The organism is Micromonospora sp. CA-263727, from assembly GCF_050942455.1.
Taxonomy (GTDB): domain Bacteria; phylum Actinomycetota; class Actinomycetes; order Mycobacteriales; family Micromonosporaceae; genus Micromonospora.
On the sequence record NZ_CP192031.1, the window covers coordinates 6,378,720 to 6,397,483 of the forward strand.

The following is an 18,764-nucleotide window of genomic DNA, read 5'->3' on the forward strand; positions in this document are numbered from 1 at the left end:
GAGCGCATTGCATGCGGTAATTCCGCCCGAGGATCCGCTCGCTCCGGCACACCTTCCCATGTACGACCGCCCGAGCCGGGTGTCGGTGGACCCGCCGTTCGGCCGGATCGACAGCACCCTGCACGGCCGGCAGGACCTGATCGATGCCATTCTCACGCCGGCTGCCGGGCCACGCAGCGCGGTGCACGTCCTGTGGGGCATGGGCGGGTCCGGCAAGAGCCACCTGGCGCTGGAGATCGCCCGCCGCATGAAGCAGACCGGGCGCACCGTCTGGTGGGTCCAGGCCACCCGCCTCAACTCCGGCATGCGCGAGGTGGTCAGCCGGCTGGGCGCCTCGGAGAGCCAGGTCGGCCAGGCCTGGGCCGGGTTGATCAGCGCCACCGACCTGGTCTGGAGATTCCTCAACGAGACGGAGCAACCATGGCTGCTCGTCTTCGACGGCGTCGACGAGCCGGCGAGCCTGGGGCCGACCGGCGGCACGCTCGTGGACGGCACCGGTTGGCTCCGCCGGCCCGACACGGACCATGGCACCGTCCTGGTCACCACCCGCGACGGCAATCGCAGCACCTGGGGCAACTGGTCCACCCTGCACGCGGTCCGGCCGCTGGACGTGCGGTCGGCGGCCCAGGTGCTGATGGATCGCGCCGGCACCGCGGCCGGCAGCGTCTCCGACGCCGAGGATCTGGCCCGGGACCTCGGCGGCCTACCCCTCGCGCTGCGGGCCGCCGGCACCCTGCTGGGCTCGGTGAACACCGACCGGGTCCGGCATGGTTCCACCACCGTGACCACGTTCGCCGGCTACCGGGCCGCATTGCGGCGTCAGGTCTCCGCGCCACTCGGCCAGACCGGCGGTGACCTTGACGAGTCGCTCGGGCTGGAGATCGTCCGCGAGGTCAACGACCTGTCACTTGACCTGCTGGTCCGCCGTGGACTGAGCCAGTGCCGCCCCCTACTGGGCGTCCTGGCCCGACTCGACGCCTCGCCCGTGCCCTACCTGGCGGTCCTCAAGCCGGCCGTGCTGAGTTCGTCCCCACTGTTCCGCGGGCTCACCGTCCAGCAGCGCAACAGGCTGCTGGAGGGCCTGGGCGACCTGGCCCTTGCGGACTTCGACGTCCGCCCCGACGTGGCGGTGCCCGCCTTCGCCGGTGTGCTCTCCCTGCACCCGCTGGTCCACGCGACCTTCCGAGATCACCCGGGCCAGCCGACCGACGACGGCGGGTACCACCGTCTGATCATGCAACTGCTGCTCGCCGCGACCACCGGGCAGGATCCGGACGACTCCGCGGCCTGGCCCAACTGGGACGTCCTGGTTCCGCACCTGGTCGCCGCGGTCCGCGAATACCTGCTACCACGGGAGCAGAAGCACGACCGGGAGGTGGTCCGGACCGCCCTGGAACTGACCCGACTCATCGCCCGTTACCTGATCGCGGTCGGCCTTCCGGCGTCCGCCTTCGACATCCTCGATCCGATCGTGCGGGACTGCGGGACGTACGACCACGAGCCGGCCAGTCCGGAGATCCTCGCGCTGCGTCACGAGTTGGGTCGGACCTGGCTCGAACGGGACCAACCGGAAATGGCCGAGCGGGTACTGCACGTGGTCATCGCCGACCGCACCCGCGTACTCGGCCCGGACGACGCCAACACCCTGGCCAGTCGGCACAAGCTCGCACGAGCGATCATGGCGCAACGCCGCTGGCCGGAGGCCGAGGCCGAGTTGCGGCAGATCCTGTCGGCGGAGGACCAGGTCCGCGGTCCCGAGCACTCCGACACGATGGTGGTCCGACACAGCCTGGCCAGCACGATCTTCTCGCAGGGCCGGGCGGCGGAGGCCGAGCAGATGCTGCTCACGATCCTTGAGATCCGGTACCGCCGCTGGCCCCACAACCACCCCGAGACCTGGGTCGCCCGGCACACCCTCGCCCGCTGCATGCAGGAGCAGGGCCGGTTGGCGGAGGCGGAGCAGGAACTGCGCGACACCCTGGCGACGGTGGAGCCCCGCTACACCGACCGCAGCGAGGTTCTGGACATCCGGCGGGACCTGGCCGCCCTGCACCTGCTACAGGGCGAGATAGACGAGGCGCTGGCCGCCTACGAGGGCCTGCTCGCCGATCTACGCCGGCTGCTCGGGGACGCCCACGACAAGACCGTCCAGGTGGAGCAGGTGCTGCACAAGCTCCGCACGACCGCCCCTCAGTGAGCGCGCGGTGGGCCCAGATCACTCGGATCGGTGTTCCCGCCACAAACCACCACGACCACCCGCTCCCCCGACTGCGGCACGTACGCGCCGGTCAACAGCGCCGCCAGCGCGGTGGCCCCACCGAGTTCGGCCGCGACACGCAGCTCCGACCAGAGCAGCTGCCGGGCCCTGATCAGGTCGTCGTCGCCCACCAGCACGGACCGCACGCCGGTCCGGGTGGCCACGTCGAAGGCGAGTCCGCCGATGCGCCGGGCACCCAACGAGTCGGCCGCGATGCCACCGACCTCGATGTCCACCGGACGCCCGGCGGCCAGGCCGGCGTGCAGCGTGGGTATCCGCGCCGGCTCGACCGCGACGACCCGCGGCCCGCCGTCGAACCAGGTGGCGATGCCGCCGATCAGCCCGCCACCACCCACCGCCACCAGGACCGTGTCGATCCGGTCCAACTGCTGCTCCAACTCCCGGGCGAGGGTGCCCTGCCCCGCCACCACCTCGGGCTGGTCGTACGCGTGCACCACGAGCGCGCCGGTCTCCTCGGCCCGGCGGGAGCTGGCCTCCAGCGCGTCCGCGTAGTGCTCGCCCACCTGCCGCACCTGGGCGCCCAGCCTGGACAGCCGCTGCACCTTCACCGGCGAGGCGGTGACCGGCACGAATATCTCGGCGGGCACGCCCAGCTCCCGCGCCGCGTAGGCGACCGCCAGCCCGTGATTGCCACCGGAGGCCGCCAGCACGCCGGCCCCGGGCAGCGCGCCCTGAAGCAGCCGGTTGAACGCGCCTCGCGGCTTGAAGGAGCCGGTGTGCTGGTGCAGCTCCAACTTCAGGCTCAGCTCGCCCGGCAGGCCGAGATCCCTGCCTCGCACGGTGATCACCGGCGTACGCCGTACCCGCTCCCCGACGAGCTTCGCCGCCGCCTCGACGTCGTTCCGGTCAACCATCTGCGGGACTCCCTCAGGACCAGAGGATCATTTGGTCGTCGGCGTCCAGACCGACGAAGCAGCCGATCGACACCCGCCGGCCGCCGTGCGCGCGCCGGACGGTGTGATAGTTGCGGGGGTCGAAGAGGAGCCCCTCGCCCACGGCGGGACGTACCACGACCTGGCTGGCCCCGGCGGTCACCACCTCGTCGTAGCCGTACCCGCCCGGGATGCCCGTGGCATCGTCTCCGGGCAGCCACCGTCGCTGCCAGACAACCGTTTCGCCGCCGCTCGGCGGCACGGTCAGGTAGACGTTGAAGGCGAATTGTGCGGTCAGGGCCAGCCCGACGAGGTTGTCCCGGTACTCCCGGGACACGTCGTCGACGTGCACCTGGAGCCCACCGTTGATCTCGCGCACGACCCCGACGTGCAGTTCCTCGAAGCCCCGACGGGCCGGCCGGACCTCGGGCCAGTCATCTTGGAAGGCGGCCAGGCAGACCTTCCGAGGGCTCGCCGGCACACCCAGGCGTGACCACGCCTTCTCCGCCGCGCGGGCCGCCTCCCAGTAGGCCGGATCGAGGACGCCCGCCCGGCGGTGGTCGTTCACCGCCGGCCCGAACTTGGCCACGACCGGGAAGACCCGCGCCCGGTCGTAGTGGTCCATCGGCACCGCCGCCAGGGCCATCAGCAACGCCTGGCACTCTTCGGGCGTCAACAGCCCGGGTACGCGCACTGCGGCCACCCCGCCGGCAGCGAGATCGACGATATCCGCTCGGCGGAATCGGTCCGCCACACGGATGCCGGGCGGCGGGTCCGGCTTATCCGTCTTGACCACGGCGCCCCCCGGAAGAGAAACGCAGCTCGCATCCGGACAGTGAATACGGGCTGACCCTGAGCAAATGTACCGAGCCCCGGCCACGGACGCCATCATCGTGCGGTCATGTCGCGCCGAGTGCACGATCTTGAACAGTTCCGGACGAATGCTGTGACGTACCGATACCATCGCCAGACGTGACAGATCCACGACCGCCATGTGATCGCGAAAGGGACCGCGACCGTCACGAATGGCGGACGGGATCAGGGCGTACACCCGAGGAGTGCGACATGACCGGCGGCCCCACGAACGTCAACGATTCCGTTGACCGCCTCGAACTGGCACGACGGATAGCCGAGGAAATGCTGGCCAGCGACCGCCATGCGCTCGACATCGCACTTCGGCGACCACAGTGCTGGTCGCGGCGTTCGGTCGGCGGCAGCGCCGGAGGCGAGTCGGCCGGGCAGTGACTTCTCACTTCCAGCGGAAGTGGACGAAGAGACGACCGAAGTTCTTGGAGTCCTTCTCGACGCGGTGGTAGAGCTGCTTGACGTCCTTCTGGTCCAGAAAGCGCAGCACCCGCTTCTTGAGCTGACCGGAGCCCTTGCCGGGGATGATCTCGACCAGGGTGGCCTTCTTCGCCACCGCCTCATCCATGATCCCGCGCAGCGCCCGGTCGATGTCGTGGCCCTTGTTGAAGATGTCGTGCAGGTCGAGCTTCAGCTTCATGCCGCGTCCACCGTCCGGTCGGCTCCCATGCCGCCATCGTAGGCACGCCGACTGGCGGCTCCGGAGACGGCGAGAGGGCAGCTGGTCAGGGCTGCCCTCTCGCGGCATGTCACGTCGCTTGTCACCAACACCGCCTCAGCGACCGCCGCCGACCCTGCTCTCGACCCGGCGCAGGGCGGACGTGTAGTCGTCGTTGGCGGAGTGCATGGCCGCCGCGATGCGCAGGTGGCGCAGGGCGTCGGTGTACCGGTTCAGCCGCTCCAGCGTACGGCCCAGCACATGGTGTGCGTAGTGGTCGCTGGGGTTGCGGTCGACCAGTTCCCGCAGCTGCTCCTCGGCCCGGGTGAGCTGGGCCGACTGGAAGTACGCCCGGGCCAGCAGCTGCCGGACCGCGGCATTGTCGGGCTCGGCCGCGACGATCGGTTCGAGCAGCCGGGCCGCGCCGCTCGGGTCCCCGGATTCGAAGAACAGGTTCGCCCGCCGGTACTCGGCCAGAAGATCCATTCCGCCATCCCCTCCGTGTCGTGCCACTGCTCCGACGCTGGCACAACGCCGGCCGTACCGCGACTGTTCCCGGGCGCTGTTTCCCGCCACCCCCGCCGCCGCCCCCGCTCGCCCTGCGGCAGGGCTGTTAATAGGGGGCCCTTCCTCTACCTGAGGCGTTAATAAGGTGCCCTTCCTTACACGGTGGCGAGGGACCAGGCGCGGACGCCGCCTACTATGCCGGCGCTGTTGGGGACGACCACCACGTCGTCGCCCATCCGGGCGAGTTGCTCGGGGCGGATCAGGCGGGAGTTGCCGCCGCCGAGGTAGAGCCGGTCCCAGCGGAAGACCGGGCGCAGCCCCTCCACCACCTGCCGGATCCGGCGGGACCAGAAGGCGTCGCCCAGCCGTCGACGTTCCGGTTCGCCGACGTAGGTGTCGTAGGTGGTGCCCCAGCGCACCGGGGCGTGCGACAGCTCCAGGTGTGGGGCGAGCACCCCGCCGTCGAAGAGCGCGCTGCCCAGCCCGGTGCCGAGGGTCAGCACCAGCTCGCAGCCGGTGCCCGCGACCACCCCGGCACCGTGCACCTCGGCGTCGTTGAGCACCAGTGCCGGCCGCCCGAAGGCCGCGGCGAGGGCGCTGCGGGCGTCGAATCCGGACCACTGGGCGAGCAACGCCGGATCGACCCGGCTGCGCGGGCCCGAGCGGGTCACGTAGTGCGGGGTGGCCACCACCACACCGTGCCGGATCATGCCGGGCATCCCCACCGTCATCCGGTCCGCCGCCGGCAGCCGGCCGCCGAGGTCGAGCAGGGTCTGGACGAAGAGGTCCGGCGGCAGGGGATACGGAGTGGGTACCCGCAGCGGTCGGACCCGCATCGTGCCCGCGGCGTCGAGGACGGACGCCTTGATCCCGCCGCCCCCACAGTCAATCGCCAGAGTCGTCAGCACGACCGTGAGTCTGCCTCGTGTCCCGGCTCCGGGCATGGCGGGCCGCACCAACCACTCCGCCAGGGGCCCGGGGCGGCGATAACGAGCGGCCCGACCGGACACCGACGGGTAGGCTCGGCTGCTTGTGAGCGCCACGATGATCGCCAAGGACCTCGCCGCCGGGCATGGGGACCGGACCCTGTTCGCCGGGCTGGACCTGGTGGTCGCCCCCGGAGACGTGGTCGGCCTGGTCGGGGTGAACGGGGCGGGCAAGTCGACGCTGCTGCGTACCCTCGCCGGGTTGCTCCCGGTCGAGGCGGGCAGCGTCACGGTCAGCCCGCCCGGCGCGAGCGTCGGGCACCTGCCACAGGAGCCGGACCGGCGCCCCGGCGAGACGATCCGGGCGTTCCTGGCCCGGCGCACCGGCGTGGCCGGCGCGCAGGCCGCCCTCGACGCGGCCACCGTGGCCCTGACCGCGGGCGCGGCCGGCGCGGACGACGCCTACGCCACCGCGCTGGAGAGCTGGCTCGGGCTGGGCGGGGCGGATCTGGACGAGCGGGCCGAGGAGGTGGCCGCCGAGCTGGGCCTCGCCGTCGATCTCGACCAGGAGATGACCGGGCTCTCCGGTGGCCAGGCGGCCCGGGCCGGGCTGGCCTCGCTGTTGCTCAGCCGGTACGACGTCTTCCTGCTCGACGAGCCCACCAACGACCTGGATCTGGCCGGCCTGGACCGGCTGGAACGCTTCGTCACCGGGCTGCGGGCCGGCACGGTGCTGGTCAGCCACGACCGGGAGTTCCTGGCCCGCACGGTGACCCGGGTGCTGGAGCTGGACCTGCACCAGCAGCAGGTCAACCAGTTCGGCGGCGGCTACGGCGCGTACCTGGAGGAGCGGGAGGTGGCGCGCCGCCAGGCGCGCGCCGACTTCGAGGAGTACGCCGACACCAAGGCCGGATTGGAGGCGCGGGCCCGGACGCAGCGGGCCTGGATGGAGAAGGGCGTCCGCAACGCCCGGCGCAAGGCCACCGACAACGACAAGGTGGGCCGCAAGTTCCGCTCCGAGTCGACCGAGAAGCAGGCGGCGAAGGCCCGGCAGACCGAGCGGCTGATCGAGCGGCTGGAGGTGGTCGAGGAGCCACGCAAGGAGTGGGAACTGCGGATGGAGATCGCCGCCGCGCCCCGCGCCGGCACCGTCGTGGCCACCCTCCGCAACGCCGTGGTACGCCGTGGCGACTTCACTCTCGGCCCGGTGAACCTCCAGATCGACTGGGCCGACCGGGTGGCGGTGACCGGGGCGAACGGTTCGGGCAAGTCGACTCTGCTGGCCGCCCTGCTCGGCCGGCTGCCGCTGGACGCCGGCCAGACGGCGCTCGGTCCCGGGGTGGTGGTTGGCGAGGTGGACCAGGCCCGCGGGTTGTTCCTCGGGGACGTACCACTGCTGGACGCCTTCCGGGCCGCCGTACCGGAGCTGTCGCCGGCGGACGCGCGGACGCTGCTGGCCAAGTTCGGCCTGCGCGCGCAGCACGTGCTGCGGCCGGCCGCGACGCTGTCTCCGGGTGAGCGGACCCGGGCCGCGCTGGCGCTGCTGCAGGGGCGTGGGGTGAACCTGTTGGTGCTGGACGAGCCGACCAACCACCTGGATCTGCCGGCCATCGAGCAGCTGGAGTCGGCGCTGGCCAGCTATCCGGGCACCCTGCTGCTGGTGACCCACGACCGGCGGATGCTGGACGCGGTGCACGTCGACCGGCGGCTACGGGTGGACGCCGGCCGGATCGTCGAGTCCTGATCCCGGCGGTTGTCGCGCCGCTTTCCTTTCCGGCCTGCCGGCATCCGAGCGGTCGCCGGGTGCGATCGGGGGCAAACTTCCGGGACAACAGACGCATACCGGGCACGGATCCGGGTAACGGGCCGGCCGGAGGTGGTCGAATGGTCGCGTTGGCACACACACCGCCCTCGGCCGAGCGACTGCGCGCGGTGGACGGGTTCCTCACCGAGGCATGGGCGGATCAGGTCCGCCACGACGACCGGCTGCGCTCGCTGGCGGTCGAGGTCCGCTTCGACCGGGGCGTCGCCCACCTCACCGGCGAGGTCGGCGAGCCGGCTCAGCTCCGGCTGGCACGCGAGCGGGTGGGCCGGTTGGCGGGCGTCTACGGCGTCTGGTGCCGGGTACGGGTCGGCGGGCGCGACCCGGTCGTGGTGGACCTCGGCTGCGGCGCCACCAAGCAGTGGCCGGGCAATCTCGGCCTGGACATCTTCCCGGCGCCGGGGGTGGACGCGGTGGCCGATCTCTCCGGCTCGCTGCCGCTGGCCGACGACTCGGTCGACGTGCTCTTCGCGGTGCACATCCTGGAGCACCTGATCGACTTCCTGCCGCTGCTCGACGAGTGCCACCGGGTGCTCCGCCCGGGCGGCGTGCTGCACGTGATGAGCCCCTGGTGGGGTCACGTGAACGCGGTCGCCGACCCGACCCACGTCCGGCTGCTGGACGTGCAGACCATCAAGGGCATCTGCCTGATGCGCCCGCCCGGCACGCCACGCTGGCATCCGCTGCACGCCGGCACCGACGGCGCGTCGATCTTTGCCGATCTCACTCCGCTCGGGCCCAACGACGCCGGCTCCTCCCCCGCCCACCTGGCCCGCTTCTTCGACTGAGCGGGGGCGAATGCCCCGGACGACCTGGTCGTTCGGGGCATTCGTCTGTTTCAGCACTGGTCACCAATATTTCTCATTGGTTACACCCATCGGCCGAAGCATTGATCGACACTGATGGCACTCCGGTGACTCGCCGGTAACCCCCGTCCACCGCACACTCAGCGGAGGTATCACCGTGCCCAAACGCCTCGCCACCTTCCTCGCCTCGGGCGTGGTCGCGCTGTTCACCGTCCTCGCCGTCGCCTCCCCCGCCGCGGCGGCCGTCACCCCGGCACAGAAGCTGTCGGTGCTGTCGAGTTGGACCCAGACCAGCGCCAGCAGCTACAACGCCTGGAACTCGGCGCGACAGAACCGGGCACCATGGGCGGAGTACAACTTCGACTGGTCCACCGACTACTGCTCGTCCAGCCCGGACAATCCACTCGGGTTCAACTTCACCCTCCCCTGCGCCCGCCACGACTTCGGCTACCGCAACTACAAGGCGGTCGGCCAGTTCAGCGCCAACAAGTCGCGCCTGGACAGCGCCTTCTACGAGGACCTGAAGCGGGTCTGTGCCACGTACAACGCCGTCGTCCGGCCGGCCTGCTCCAGCCTGGCCTGGACCTACTACCAGGCGGTCAGCATCTTCGGATCGGCCGCCGCCGTCCAGCAGTCCGACATCGACCGGGCCGCCCGGATCAAGGCCGACGCCCTCGCCCGCGCCTGACCGGCGCACCTCGCCGGACGTTCGGCCGGGCACTCCGGCCGGGCGTCCGGCAGCACCGGTCCGCCCGGCACGACCGCATTCCGCGGCGCCGGCGGGTATCGGCCGCAGAGGCGGGCAATCCCCGTCAGGCGGGCTCGGTGTGCCAGTCGGCGGCGGCGGTCGACTGCCGGGGAGCGGCACGGCCGGCCTGAGCCGCGAACCGGGCGGAGTCGGCCGCCAGGTCGGGATGCTCGACGCCGAGCGCCAGCGCGACGGCCTCGTCCAGGCCCAGGTCGGCGCCTTCCCCGTACGCCTCGTCAAAGGCAGCGTCGCCCAGCGTCCGGCGCAACGCCGTCTGCTGCTCCGTCCAGTACGCGTCGTAGATGCCGGGGGTCGACCGCAGGCCGGCCTGGGTCGCCTCGGCCGCGCCGAAGAGTCGGGCGGCGGTCAGCGGCTCGTCCCCGGCGGCACAGCGCACCGCGATCGCGGTCAGCGTGTCACAGGCCCGCCGGTGGAAGCCGTGGTTCATCCGCGACCGCAACGCCACGAGCAGGTGCTCGTGCGCCGCCACCAGGTCACCCCGAGCCAGCGCGACCATGCCGAGCAGCATGTCCACCGACCGGCGGCCCCGGTCGACCGGCCGGGACGCCTCGACCGGCCGCGCCGCGCCGAGCAACTCCGCGGCCTCGTCCAACGCGCCCCGCCGCCACAGCAGTTCGGCCAGGCGGAACACGGCGAACAACGCATCGGCGTCGACCCCCTGCTCGTGCGCCCAGTCGATGACTTCCTGGCAGACCCGCTCGGCCTCGGTGAACTGCCCCATGTCGGCCAGGGGGGCCGCCCGCCCGGCGAGCACCCGGGCCAGCAGTCCGGCGTCACCGGCCTGCCGGGCCGCCGCCTCGGCCCGCTGCGAGTACCGCAGCTCCTCGGCGAACTCACCATCCGCCCCGGCGTGCAGCGAATGCATGTGGTACGCCGCCGCCAGCTCGCCCTCCGGGATGGTCTCGCTGGTCTCGGCGATCCGCCCGTACAGCCGGAACAGCCAGAGCCGCCCCTCCCGGGCCAGCCCGCGCTCCCGCCACCACTGGTCCAGGCCACCGGCCAGTCGCAGGCCGGCCCGGGCGCTGCCCCCCGTGGCGCACCAGCGCAGCGCGGCGCGCAGCTCGCCGGCGAGCGGATCCAGCGCGTACAGCGAGAGGGTCACCGGCTGCCCGTCCGGCCCCAGGTGCGCCCGCTCCAGGGCGTGCGCCGACCAGGCCACGTGCCGGTTCCGGGCGGCCTGCTCCTCACCGGCCTCCGCGAGGCGACGGGCCGCGTACGCCCGGATCGGGTCGAGCATCCGGTACGTGCAGCCCGAGGCGTGCGGCTCCGCCAGCACCAGGGACTTGTCCACCAGCACGGAGAGCGGGTCGAGCGGGTCGTCGACGAGCAACCACTGCACGGTCGGCAGATCGACCGGACCGGCGAAGACCGCCAGCCAGCGCAGCAGCCGGGCGGCACGCGGCCCGAGCGTCCGGTACGACCAGGTCACCGTCGCCTGCATGGTCAGGTGCCGCTCGGTCGCCGAGCGCGCCACCGCACGGCTGGCCGGGGTCGGCGGGCTGGCCCCGGTCGCCGCCGCGACCAGGTCCACGGTGTCCTGCTGGTTGCCGGCGTAGCCCCGGTCGGCCGGTGGCGGCTCCGGATCCTCCCGGCCGGCGTCGAGGGTGCCGAGCACGTCGTCGAGCCGCTCGGCGAGTTGCCCGACCGAGAGCACCCGCAGCCGCGCGGCAGCCAGCTCGATGGCGAGCGGCAGGCCGTCCAGCCGCCGTACCACCCGACGCAGGTCCGCCGACTCGGCCGGATCGGGCTGACGACCGCCCCGGGCCGCCGCGGTGCGGTCGAGCAGCAGCGCGACCGCGTCACTCTCGGTGCCGTCCGGTGGCGGGTCGACCGACAGCGGTGGGATCCGCCACACCACCTCGCCGGGCAGCGCCAACGGCTCCCGGGTGGTCGCCAGCACCCGCACCCCACCCCCGCCGGCGAGCAACCGGGAGATCGCGTCGGCGCAGGCCGCCGGCTGAGCGTCGCAGGTGTCGAGCACGATCAGCATCCGGCGGCCGGCGGCGTACTCCACCAGGGTCTCGACCATCGGACGGCCCGGCTCGGGACGCAGCCCGAGCACCGCGGCGATCGCGAAGGCCACCAGGCCCGGGTCGGTGACCGCGGCGATGTCGACGAACCAGACCCCGTCCGGATGCTCCTCGACCAGGTCGGTGGCGAGTTCCACGGCGAGTCGGGTCTTGCCGCCCCCGCCCGCGCCGAGCACGGTGACCAGCCGGTGCCCGGCCACCAACTGCCTCAGCTCGGCCCGCTCGGCCTGCCGGCCGACGAACGAGGTGACCTGGATCGGCAGGTTGTGCGCCACCGCGTCGGCGGTACGCGGGCGCGGGAACTGCCGTTCCAGCCCGGGTGCGACGAGTTGGAAGAGCCGTTCCCGGTCGTCGAAGCCACGCAACCGGTGCAGCCCGAGGTCGAGCAGGGACGAGCCGGCCGGCAGCGGGTCGGCGTGCCGTGCCGTGGCAGCCGTGCAGAGCACCTGCCCACCGTGCGCGGCGGCGGCCACCCGGGCCGCCCGGTGTACCTCGGGGCTGGCGTACTCGCCGTCACGCGGCTCGGCCCAGCCGGTGTGCAGGCCCATCCGCACCCGGGGCACCGCCTCCGGGTTGGGCCACTCGTGGTCGACGAGCGCGCGCTGGGCGGTCAGGCAGGCGGTCAGCGCGGCGCCAGCGTCGCCGAAGGCGAGAAAGAACGAGTCGCCCTCGGTGAGCAGCTCCGCCCCCTCGGTCGCCGCGATCGTCCGGCGCAGCAGCCGGCGGTGCTCCGCCAGCACCGGCCGGTAGCCGGGGCCGAGCAGTTGAGCCAGTCGGGTGGAGCCCTCGATGTCGGTGAAGACGAAGGTCACCCAGCCGGTCGGGAGGTGGATCCGTGGCGACATGCGTGGAACCTCCCCCCTGGCCTCGACGTCATGCTTCCCGAAATCAGGCCATCACACATCGTGAGAACGGTCGGCCGAGGATCCGACCCAAGGTGCCATCGGACCCGGCGTCCGGGCAAGGCCGACCCGGCCCGTCCCACCACCTGCGACAGTGGCCCGGTCGCCGGGACGACATTCTGGGACCTCAGCAGCCGCAGCCACCGCCGCAGCAGCCACCGCCGGAGGGTGCGGGCGCACTGCCGGTCACGCCGCCACCGCGACCGGTGACCGCGACGGTGGAGAGCAGTTTCACCGTGTCGACGTGCCCCTGGGGGCAGGAAGCCGGCTCGCCGGCCTGGGCCATCGGGCGGTTGACCTCGAAGGTGTCGCCGCAGGCGCGGCAACGGAACTCGTACCGGGGCATGGCATCAGGGTACGGCCGGAACTGACGCCTGCGGGAACATGGGTGATACTCGACTGGTGGCAGACGGCGAAGAGAGCAAGACCCTTCGGCCCCTCCGGCCGGCCACACCGCGGGCCGGCTCCGCCCCGGACGGGCCGACCATCGGGCTGCCCCGGCCCCGCCGGCCCTGGCTGGGATCCGCCGAGTCGCCGGACGACTCGGGCAACACGGCACCCGCCGACGAACCCGCCACCGGGACCGACGGCGGACCGGTCACCCGGACCGGCAGCGAACCGGCCACGAAGATCGACCCGGACACCCCGCCCAGCGAGTCCACACCGGACGCCGGGCCGCCGGAAGCCCCGCGCCGCCGGGCGCGCTTCGCGCACGCCGTACGGCTGCCGGGGCCGCGTGCCGCGGCGCGGGCGACCCGGGCCTGGTCCCGGCGGCCCAGCGGCCGGCTGACCCTGCCCGGGGTCTTCCTGCTCGCGCTGGTGGCGGCGACCGCCACGGCCGGAGCGCTGCTGGTGCCGGCGACCCTCGGCGCACCGCGGCCGGTCGCGGCCGACGCCACCGACGGCGGGCCCGAGGCCCCCGGCGACCTCCCGCCCTCCGGCGAGGCGCCGCCGCCCGGCGCCGTCCCACCGCCCACCGCGACGCTGCCGCCGGGCGCGCCGGATGGCGCTCCGCCGGTCAGCGGGCGGCCGTCCGACGCCCTCGCCGGCTGGGCCCGCGAGGTCGGCGCCAAGGTCGGCATCGATCCGACCGCCATGCAGGCGTACGGCTACGCCGAGATGGTGCTCGCCGAGACCAACCGCAGTTGCGGCCTGAGCTGGACCACGCTCGCCGCGATCGGCTTCGTCGAGTCCCGCCACGGGCAGGCCAACAACGCCCGGCTCGGTGCGGACGGCCGGGCGACCCCGGAGATCATCGGTTTGCCGCTGGACGGCCAGGGTGGCCGGATGCGGATCGCCGACACCGACCGGGGCGAGCTGGACCGGGACACCACCTACGACCGGGCGATCGGGCCGATGCAGTTCATCCCGACCACCTGGCAGGAGATCGGGGCGGACGCGGACAACGACGGCCGCAAGGATCCGCACAACATTCACGACGCCGCCCTGGCCGCCGGCATGTACCTGTGCAAGGGGGGCCGCAACCTCACCATTCCGGGTGACTGGTGGAACGCCATCCTGTCGTACAACGACGTCCGCCGGTACGCCCAGGAGGTCTTCGACACCGCCAACCGGTACGGACAGGCCAGTCGCACATGAAGTGATCGTCCGCGTACATTGGAGAACTGGACACTTCCCCCAGGCTGCCGTTAACGGCAAGCTAGACGGGTGATGGTGCGCGAGTGGGACCCCAGGACCGCGTCGTCCGACGAGATCGCGTCGCTGCTGGACACGCTGAACGCGGTCCTGGCGGTCGATCTTCCGCAGGATCCGCCTTGGCGGAACAGTTCGCTGCGGGAATATCTCGGCGAGGTGATGCCGGGCGAACGGCGGATCGCCTGGGTGGCCCAGGCCGAGCCGACCCCCGACGGCGCGCCCGGCCCGCTTGTCGGCCAGGTGAACGTCCTGCTGCTCGGCAACATCGGCGTGCTGGACGTGCTCGTGCACCCCGCCGTCCGGCGCAGCCGGCTCGGCCGGGATCTCGTCCTGCGCGCCGCCCGCCGGGTCTACCAGGAGGGCTTCGAGTCGATCGGGGTGGAGGTGGTGGGAGACACCCCCGCCGTCGCCTTCTACGAGTCGCTCGGCTTCAGCCGGGAGTACGTCGAGACCCGCAGCGTGCTCGACCTCGCCGCGGTCGACTGGGCCGAGTTGGCAGAGATGTCCACCGCGGTCGGCGCGGGCTACCACGTCCAGTTCCACCCGGGCGGGCCGCCCGACGACCTGATCGAGGCGTACGCGCGGGCCAAGGCCGAGATCCGTGACGTCGAGGACGGCGAGTTGCGACCCAGCTCGTACGACCCGCAGCGGCTCCGGGACAGCCTGGACTGCCTGCACCGGCGGGGGATGAAGCCGTACATCGTGCTCGCCCTGCACGAGCAGACCGGCGAGGTGGCCGGCCTGACCGAGGTGGTGGTGCCGGCGCAGCACCCGACCCGCGCCGACCAGTACGACACCATCGTCGTGCAGGATCACCGCGGCTACGGGATCGATCGCGCGATCAAGGCCCGGATGCTGCTGGAGCTACGCTCGGCCGAGCCGCAGCTGACCGAGGTGCAGACCTGGAACGCCCAGGCCAACGAGGCGATGCTCAAGGTCAACGCGGAGTTGGGCTACCGCCCGGACCGCGACTGGTGCGAATACAGCATCGACGTCGCCGAGTTGGTCCACCGCCTCGACAGCACACGCTGAGCCGGGCAGAGTTGACAGGGTCAGGCGTGGGAGGGGCGGGCGGTCAGTAGCGCTGGCGGAGCAGTTGGGCGGCCTCGACGGCCCAGTAGGTGAGAATGATCTGGGCGCCGGCGCGGCGGATCGAGGTGAGCGTCTCCAGCATCACCCGCTCCCGGTCGATCCAGCCGTTCGCGGCAGCCGCCTCGACCATCGCGTACTCGCCGGAGACCTGGTAGGCGGCGACCGGGACGTCCACCGCGGCCCGGATCGCGGCGACCACGTCGAGGTAGGGCAGGGCGGGCTTGACCATCACCATGTCGGCGCCCTCGGCGACGTCCAGCTCAACCTCGCGCAGCGACTCGCGCAGGTTCGCCGGGTCCTGCTGGTAGGTGCGCCGGTCCCCCTCCAGCGCCGACTCCACCGCGTCGCGGAACGGACCGAAGAACGCGGAGGCGTACTTGACGGCGTACGCCAGCACCGCCACGTCGGTGTGACCGGCCGCGTCGAGCGCCCGGCGTACCACGCCGACCTGCCCGTCCATCATCCCCGACGGCCCGACCACCGCGACCCCGGCGGCGGCCTGGGCCACCGCCATCTCGGCGTACGCGGCGAGGGTGGCGTCGTTGTCCACCAAACCGTCGGGGGTCAGCAGCCCGCAGTGCCCGTGCGAGGTGAACTCGTCCAGGCAGAGATCGCTCATCACCACGGTGGCGTCGCCCACCTCGGAGACCACGTCACGGATCGCGACGTTGAGGATCCCGTTCGGGTCTAGGCCACCGGCGCCGCGCTCGTCACGCGACGCCGGCACGCCGAACAGCATGATCCCGCCGATGCCGGCCTGCACCGCCTCCACCGCGGCCTTACGCAGCGAATCCCGCGAGTGCTGGAGCACCCCGGGCATCGAGGCGATCGCCCTCGGCTCGGTCAGCCCCTCCTTGACGAACATCGGCACGACCAGCTCGGCCGGGTCGACGCGGGTCTCGGACACCAGGCGCCGGATGGCCGCGGTACGGCGCAGCCGGCGGGGCCGGATCTCGGGGTACGGCATGTGATGCTCCTTAGCGACTACCGGAACCTCAGCGCGGTCGGCCCCTGCACCTTCGAACCGCGGCGCTGCTTCGCCGGCATCGCGGCGAGCTTCTCCCGCAGCTCGACGGCGTAGCCGGCGAGCGCCTCCACCAGATCGGGCACCGACGCGTGCGGCGGCTGGACGTCGACCCGCAGGCCGAACTCCGTCGCGGTCTCCGCCGTCTTCGGTCCGATGACTGCGACAACGGTACGCGCGTGCGGCTTGCCGGCGATGCCGACCAGGTTCCGGACCGTGGAGGACGAGGTGAACAGCACCGCGTCGAACCCGCCCGACTTGATCGCGTCCCGGATCTCGGCGGGCGGCGGGGCCGCCCGGACCGTCCGGTACGCGGTCACGTCGTCGACCTCCCAGCCGCGCTCGGTGAGCCCGGCGGCGAGCGTCTCGGTGGCGATGTCGGCACGCGGCAGCAGCACCCGGCCGACCGGGTCGAGCACCTCGTCGTGCGGCGAGAACTCGGCCAGCAGCCCCTCGGAGGACTGCTCCCCGGCGGGGATCAGCTCCGGCTGGATGCCGAAGGCGCGCACCGCGTCGGCGGTGGCCTCGCCGATACAGGCGATCTTGACGCCGCCGAAGTGCCGGGCGTCCAGACCGTGCTCGGCGAACTTCTCCCAGACCGCCCGCACCGCGTTGACCGAGGTGAAGATCACCCAGGCGTACCTGCCGTCGACCAGGCCCTTGACCGCGCGCTCCATCTGGGCCGGGGTGCGCGGCGGCTCCACCGCGATGGTCGGCACCTCGCACGGGATCGCCCCATACGCGCGCAGCCGGGCGCTCATCGCGCCGGCCTGCTCCTTGGTCCGGGGGACCAGCACCTTCCAGCCGTACAGCGGGCGGTTCTCCCACCAGCTGAGCTTGTCCCGCTGGCCCACGCCCTCGCCGACGGTCAGCACGACCCGGCCGGTGAAGCCGAGTGCCGCCGCGACGAAGGAGTCCACGCTCGACGTGGTGGTGTACTGCGTCTCCCCGGTGCCGTCGCCGGTCACGCCGACGCCGGTGACGCCGTCCACCCCGGCGGCGAGCAGTCCGTCCCGGATCGCGGCGAGATCACCGGCGTCCACCGCGAGCGCCAGTGAACCGCGGTGCACGGCCGCAGCCAGCGCGTCGAAGTCCAGGGTGCCGACATCCTCGACGTCGGCGGCGGTGCGTACCCCCGGCAGCGGCACACCCGCATAGGTGGCCACCCCCTCGGCCTGACCGACCCCCGGCACCACCTCGAAGTGCGCGGCGGTACGCGCCACCGCCTGCACCTCCTTGACCACCGAGTCGTGGCCGAACGGGTCGCCGGCCACCAGGTGTACCGCGTTCTGCCCGGAGCGGGCGGCCGAGATCAGCACCTTCGCCACGTCGCCCGGCGCGCCTTCGGCCGGGCTGAACTGGGCGTCTTCCTTGGCCTCGGCCCGGACGGCGTCGAGCAGCGACTCGGGGACTCCCCGGTCGTATACCACCTGGTCGGCGTCGACCAGGGCGTCGTGCGCCCGGCGGGTCAGCAGGCCCGGGTCGCCGGGGCCGGCCCCGACGAACGCGATCCGGCCTACGGGCTTACGGGTGCGGGTCATTCTGTGCTCCCAAATTGCTGGGTCCCCGGGCCGTCGTGTCCTTGCGGGCCGAGGATCGAGTCGGCGCCGAGGTCGAGGAGTTCGGCGGCGAGTGCCTTGCCGATCTCCGCCGCGTCGGCGGGCGTTCCGGTGCGGGACAGCCGGATCTCGCGGGTGCCGTCCGGGCTGATCACCGCCCCGCGCAGGTAGATCTCCTGGACAACATCGTCTTCGGCGCCGGAGCCGGTTGGCTCGCCTTCGGCGACGACGGCGTAGGCGGCGACCGGTGCGGAGCATCCGGCCTCCAGGGTGGCCAGCATCGCCCGCTCCGCGGTGACCGCGGCGCGCGACGGTGCGTGGTCGAGCGTGGCGAGCAGTTCGAGCAGCTCCGGGTCGTCGATCCGGCACTCCACCGCCAGCGCGCCCTGGGCGGGCGCGGGCAGCATCAGCATCGGGTCGAGCGTCTCGGTGATCGCGTCGGTCTGGCCGATGCGGGCCAGGCCCGCCCGGGCCAGGACGACGGCGTCCAGGTCGGCCTCCGGGCCGCGCACCCGGCCCAGCCGGGTGTCGATGTTGCCCCGGATCGGGGTGACCGACAGTTGCAGACCCAGCGCGTGCAGCTGGGCGATCCGGCGCAGCGCGCCGGTGCCGACGTTCGCTCCCGGCGGGAGTTCGGCCAACGTCTTCCCGTCCCGCGCGACGAGCGCGTCGCGCGGGTCCTGCCGTGGCGGCACCGCGGCGATGTGCAGCCCCGGCGCGGTGGCGGTGGGCAGGTCCTTGTACGAGTGGACGGCGAAGTCGATCGTCCCGGCGACCAGCGCGTCGCGCAGCGCGGAGACGAAGACGCCGACCCCGAGGCGGTGCACCGGCGCACTGGACCGGTCACCGGCGGTGACCACCTCGACCAGCTCGACCGGGCGCCCGGTGTGGGCGGTCAGCGCGTCGGCGACCTGCCCGGACTGGGCCATCGCCAGCTTGCTGCCCCGGGTACCGAGGCGCAGCGGGGCACTCGCGCTCATGCCGCCACCTCGCTGCGCT

17 protein-coding genes are annotated in these 18,764 nt (G+C 72.8%); 7 read left to right on the forward strand and 10 right to left on the reverse strand.

All coding sequences use genetic code 11. The features are described 5' to 3' along the window. Nucleotides 1-58: 58 nt before the first annotated feature. Nucleotides 59-2,197, forward strand: coding sequence for a tetratricopeptide repeat protein (locus ACQPYA_RS27985; protein WP_433530007.1), 2,139 nt, complete (start codon nucleotides 59-61; stop codon nucleotides 2,195-2,197). Here ACQPYA_RS27985 and ACQPYA_RS27990 read toward each other — a convergent pair. Continuing rightward, nucleotides 2,191-3,132, reverse strand: coding sequence for a threonine/serine dehydratase (locus ACQPYA_RS27990; protein WP_433530008.1), 942 nt, complete (start codon nucleotides 3,130-3,132; stop codon nucleotides 2,191-2,193). The genes ACQPYA_RS27985 and ACQPYA_RS27990 overlap by 7 nt on opposite strands. 13 nt (nucleotides 3,133-3,145) lie before the next feature. After that, nucleotides 3,146-3,844, reverse strand: coding sequence for a hypothetical protein (locus ACQPYA_RS27995; protein ID WP_433530009.1), 699 nt, complete (start codon nucleotides 3,842-3,844; stop codon nucleotides 3,146-3,148). Nucleotides 3,845-4,215: 371 nt separating this feature from the next. On the opposite strand from ACQPYA_RS27995, the gene ACQPYA_RS28000 reads away from it, so the two are divergent. Further along, complete coding sequence (locus ACQPYA_RS28000; protein WP_433530010.1) at nucleotides 4,216-4,395, forward strand: hypothetical protein; 180 nt, start codon at nucleotides 4,216-4,218, stop codon at nucleotides 4,393-4,395. A 4-nt stretch (nucleotides 4,396-4,399) separates the two neighbouring features. On the opposite strand, the gene ACQPYA_RS28005 is transcribed toward ACQPYA_RS28000, so the two are convergent. The 3 genes from ACQPYA_RS28005 to ACQPYA_RS28015 form a co-directional block, all read right to left on the reverse strand. Continuing rightward, nucleotides 4,400-4,654: a Smr/MutS family protein gene (locus ACQPYA_RS28005; RefSeq protein ID WP_013736060.1), complete on the reverse strand. Its 255-nt coding sequence runs from the start codon at nucleotides 4,652-4,654 to the stop codon at nucleotides 4,400-4,402. A gap of 135 nt (nucleotides 4,655-4,789) precedes the next feature. Continuing rightward, a complete protein-coding gene (locus tag ACQPYA_RS28010; protein WP_433530011.1) occupies nucleotides 4,790-5,158 on the reverse strand; it encodes a tetratricopeptide repeat protein in 369 nt (122 codons plus the stop codon). Between the two features lie 176 nt (nucleotides 5,159-5,334). Continuing rightward, nucleotides 5,335-6,087, reverse strand: a complete 753-nt coding sequence (locus ACQPYA_RS28015; RefSeq protein WP_433530012.1) for an ROK family protein — start codon at nucleotides 6,085-6,087, stop codon at nucleotides 5,335-5,337. A gap of 124 nt (nucleotides 6,088-6,211) precedes the next feature. On the opposite strand from ACQPYA_RS28015, the gene ACQPYA_RS28020 reads away from it, so the two are divergent. The 3 genes from ACQPYA_RS28020 (at nucleotide 6,212) to ACQPYA_RS28030 (ending at nucleotide 9,421) form a co-directional block, all read left to right on the forward strand. After that, nucleotides 6,212-7,849 (forward strand): ABC-F family ATP-binding cassette domain-containing protein, encoded by a 1,638-nt coding sequence (locus ACQPYA_RS28020; RefSeq protein ID WP_433530013.1) that lies wholly within the window; start codon nucleotides 6,212-6,214, stop codon nucleotides 7,847-7,849. 140 nt (nucleotides 7,850-7,989) lie between these two features. After that, nucleotides 7,990-8,715 carry a methyltransferase domain-containing protein gene (locus ACQPYA_RS28025; protein WP_433530014.1) on the forward strand — a complete coding sequence of 242 codons (726 nt, stop codon included), beginning with the start codon at nucleotides 7,990-7,992 and terminating at the stop codon, nucleotides 8,713-8,715. Nucleotides 8,716-8,890: 175 nt separating this feature from the next. Next, nucleotides 8,891-9,421 (forward strand): phospholipase, encoded by a 531-nt coding sequence (locus ACQPYA_RS28030; RefSeq protein WP_433530015.1) that lies wholly within the window; start codon nucleotides 8,891-8,893, stop codon nucleotides 9,419-9,421. Nucleotides 9,422-9,545: 124 nt separating this feature from the next. On the opposite strand, the gene ACQPYA_RS28035 is transcribed toward ACQPYA_RS28030, so the two are convergent. Both ACQPYA_RS28035 and ACQPYA_RS28040 read right to left on the reverse strand, forming a co-directional pair. Beyond that, on the reverse strand, nucleotides 9,546-12,377 hold the full coding sequence (locus ACQPYA_RS28035) for an ATP-binding protein (protein ID WP_433530016.1): 2,832 nt from the start codon (nucleotides 12,375-12,377) through the stop codon (nucleotides 9,546-9,548). A 184-nt stretch (nucleotides 12,378-12,561) separates the two neighbouring features. Then, nucleotides 12,562-12,780 carry an FmdB family zinc ribbon protein gene (locus ACQPYA_RS28040; protein WP_433530017.1) on the reverse strand — a complete coding sequence of 73 codons (219 nt, stop codon included), beginning with the start codon at nucleotides 12,778-12,780 and terminating at the stop codon, nucleotides 12,562-12,564. A gap of 56 nt (nucleotides 12,781-12,836) precedes the next feature. Here ACQPYA_RS28040 and ACQPYA_RS28045 point away from each other — a divergent pair, with 56 nt between their 5' ends. Together ACQPYA_RS28045 and ACQPYA_RS28050 are read left to right on the forward strand one after the other, a co-directional pair. After that, nucleotides 12,837-14,033, forward strand: a complete 1,197-nt coding sequence (locus tag ACQPYA_RS28045) for a lytic murein transglycosylase (RefSeq protein WP_433530018.1) — start codon at nucleotides 12,837-12,839, stop codon at nucleotides 14,031-14,033. 72 nt (nucleotides 14,034-14,105) lie between these two features. Further along, complete coding sequence (locus ACQPYA_RS28050) at nucleotides 14,106-15,122, forward strand: GNAT family N-acetyltransferase (RefSeq protein ID WP_433533656.1); 1,017 nt, start codon at nucleotides 14,106-14,108, stop codon at nucleotides 15,120-15,122. 43 nt (nucleotides 15,123-15,165) lie between these two features. Here the strand turns inward: ACQPYA_RS28050 and hemB are convergent, their stop codons facing one another. From hemB to hemC, 3 genes are read right to left on the reverse strand one after another with little or no spacing between them, the layout of a single operon-like run. After that, on the reverse strand, nucleotides 15,166-16,149 hold the full coding sequence (gene hemB, locus ACQPYA_RS28055; RefSeq protein WP_433530019.1) for a porphobilinogen synthase: 984 nt from the start codon (nucleotides 16,147-16,149) through the stop codon (nucleotides 15,166-15,168). Nucleotides 16,150-16,166: 17 nt separating this feature from the next. After that, nucleotides 16,167-17,747, reverse strand: a complete 1,581-nt coding sequence (locus ACQPYA_RS28060) for a uroporphyrinogen-III synthase (protein WP_433530020.1) — start codon at nucleotides 17,745-17,747, stop codon at nucleotides 16,167-16,169. Further along, complete coding sequence (gene hemC / locus ACQPYA_RS28065; protein ID WP_433530021.1) at nucleotides 17,744-18,745, reverse strand: hydroxymethylbilane synthase; 1,002 nt, start codon at nucleotides 18,743-18,745, stop codon at nucleotides 17,744-17,746. Before hemC ends, ACQPYA_RS28060 begins: the two co-directional genes overlap by 4 nt. Between the last annotated feature and the right edge of the window lie 19 nt (nucleotides 18,746-18,764).

What these genes read in the sequence shown, in the direction of transcription:
- ACQPYA_RS28010 (WP_433530011.1), bottom strand. Translation starts at nt 5,158, where the DNA reads ATGGATCTTCTGGCCGAGTACCGGCGGGCGAACCTGTTCTTCGAATCC.
- ACQPYA_RS28035 (WP_433530016.1), bottom strand. Translation starts at nt 12,377, where the DNA reads ATGTCGCCACGGATCCACCTCCCGACCGGCTGGGTGACCTTCGTCTTC.
- ACQPYA_RS28040 (WP_433530017.1), bottom strand. Translation starts at nt 12,780, where the DNA reads ATGCCCCGGTACGAGTTCCGTTGCCGCGCCTGCGGCGACACCTTCGAG.
- ACQPYA_RS28050 (WP_433533656.1), top strand. Translation starts at nt 14,106, where the DNA reads ATGGTGCGCGAGTGGGACCCCAGGACCGCGTCGTCCGACGAGATCGCG.
- ACQPYA_RS28005 (WP_013736060.1), bottom strand. Translation starts at nt 4,654, where the DNA reads ATGAAGCTGAAGCTCGACCTGCACGACATCTTCAACAAGGGCCACGAC.
- hemB (WP_433530019.1), bottom strand. Translation starts at nt 16,149, where the DNA reads ATGCCGTACCCCGAGATCCGGCCCCGCCGGCTGCGCCGTACCGCGGCC.
- ACQPYA_RS27990 (WP_433530008.1), bottom strand. Translation starts at nt 3,132, where the DNA reads ATGGTTGACCGGAACGACGTCGAGGCGGCGGCGAAGCTCGTCGGGGAG.
- ACQPYA_RS28060 (WP_433530020.1), bottom strand. Translation starts at nt 17,747, where the DNA reads ATGACCCGCACCCGTAAGCCCGTAGGCCGGATCGCGTTCGTCGGGGCC.
- hemC (WP_433530021.1), bottom strand. Translation starts at nt 18,745, where the DNA reads ATGAGCGCGAGTGCCCCGCTGCGCCTCGGTACCCGGGGCAGCAAGCTG.
- ACQPYA_RS28025 (WP_433530014.1), top strand. Translation starts at nt 7,990, where the DNA reads ATGGTCGCGTTGGCACACACACCGCCCTCGGCCGAGCGACTGCGCGCG.
- ACQPYA_RS27985 (WP_433530007.1), top strand. Translation starts at nt 59, where the DNA reads ATGTACGACCGCCCGAGCCGGGTGTCGGTGGACCCGCCGTTCGGCCGG.
- ACQPYA_RS28000 (WP_433530010.1), top strand. Translation starts at nt 4,216, where the DNA reads ATGACCGGCGGCCCCACGAACGTCAACGATTCCGTTGACCGCCTCGAA.